Below are 1,333 nucleotides of genomic sequence, written 5' to 3'. Positions count from 1 at the left end.
GAAGGTGCCCTTCTTAACAGTGAGGATGATGGGTGGGAGTCCTCCCGGTCCGGTCTGACCCTCTTCTTAACTGACCTTGGGTCTTGGGTTGGATCTGTCGACCGTGCCGGGAGGACTCTGCACACACGGGCGTCGCGGGCGTGACCTGATAAGAGCCTGGTCCAGAGGCCTCATCACTGTTCTGTCCGCTTGCCGGCGCGGTGCGTGCCGCCCCTGTCCGGTCAAGCCAAGGACGGCTGATGCCCACCATGACACATCCCGGCCCGCAGATCATCGCGGGCGTGGACACCCACAAGGACACCCACACCGCGGCCGTGCTCGACGAGCACGGCCGGCTGCTGGCCACGGCCGGTTTCCCCGCGACCGGTGACGGCTACCGGCAACTGCTGGACTGGCTCGCCACGTTCGGGACCCCGACAGTGGCCGGGGTCGAGGGCACCGGCTCCTACGGCGCCGGCCTGACCGGCTACCTGACCCGTGCGGGAGTGCAGGTGGTCGAGGTCGCCCGCCCGGACCGGGCCACCCGCCGCCGCAAAGGCAAAGACGACCCTGCCGACGCCGAAGCCGCCGCACGCGCCGTGCTGGCCACACGCGCCACCGTGATCCCCAAGCAGCGCCACGGCCAGGTCGAGGCCCTACGGCAGCTGCGCGTCGCCCGCCGCAGCGCCGTCACCCAGCGCGCCACCGTCCAGCGCCAGATCCAGGACCTGGTCGTCACCGCCGCCGAAGAAGTACGCGCGCCTCTGCGTGGCCTGCGGGCCGCAGCACTGGTCAGGCGCTGCGCCGCCGACACCTGCGACCCGGCCGGCTACGCCGACCCCACCACCGCGGCCCGCATCGCGCTACGGTCCCTGGCCCGGCGCCACCAGCAGCTGACCACCGAGATCAAAACCCTCGACAAGATGATCGAACCCCTCGTGCGGGCCATCAACCCCACCCTGCTGGCCCAGCCCGGCATCGGCCCCGACACCGCAGGACAGCTCCTGGTCACCGCCGGAGCCAACCCACAGCGCCTGCACAGCCAGGCCGCGTTCGCGATGCTCTGCGGCGCCGCACCACTACCAGCCTCGTCAGGCAGGACACAGCGCCACCGCCTCAACCGCGGTGGCGACCGCCAAGCCAACTGCGCGCTCTACCTCATCGTCCTCAGCCGCCTGCGCTGGAACCCGCAAACACAGGCCTACGCCCAACGCCGCACCACCGAAGGCCTGTCCAAGAAAGAGATCATCCGCTGCCTCAAACGCTACCTGGCACGCGAGATCTACCAGATCATCACCGCTGAACACACCCACGGATGCCAACCCACACCGGCTTGACATCCATAGGAGCATCC

1 protein-coding gene is annotated in these 1,333 nt (G+C 69.5%); it reads left to right on the top strand.

All coding sequences use genetic code 11. The features are described 5' to 3' along the window. Window positions 1-248: 248 nt before the first annotated feature. On the top strand, window positions 249-1,316 hold the full coding sequence (locus Cba03nite_RS39380) for an IS110 family RNA-guided transposase (RefSeq protein WP_444542261.1): 1,068 nt from the start codon (window positions 249-251) through the stop codon (window positions 1,314-1,316). The last annotated feature ends 17 nt before the right edge of the window (window positions 1,317-1,333 follow it).

It is taken from the genome of Catellatospora bangladeshensis (assembly GCF_016862575.1).
Lineage (GTDB): Bacteria > Actinomycetota > Actinomycetes > Mycobacteriales > Micromonosporaceae > Catellatospora > Catellatospora bangladeshensis.
Note: the sequence above shows the minus strand (reverse complement) of the source record. Positions and strands in the feature narration are given on the sequence as shown.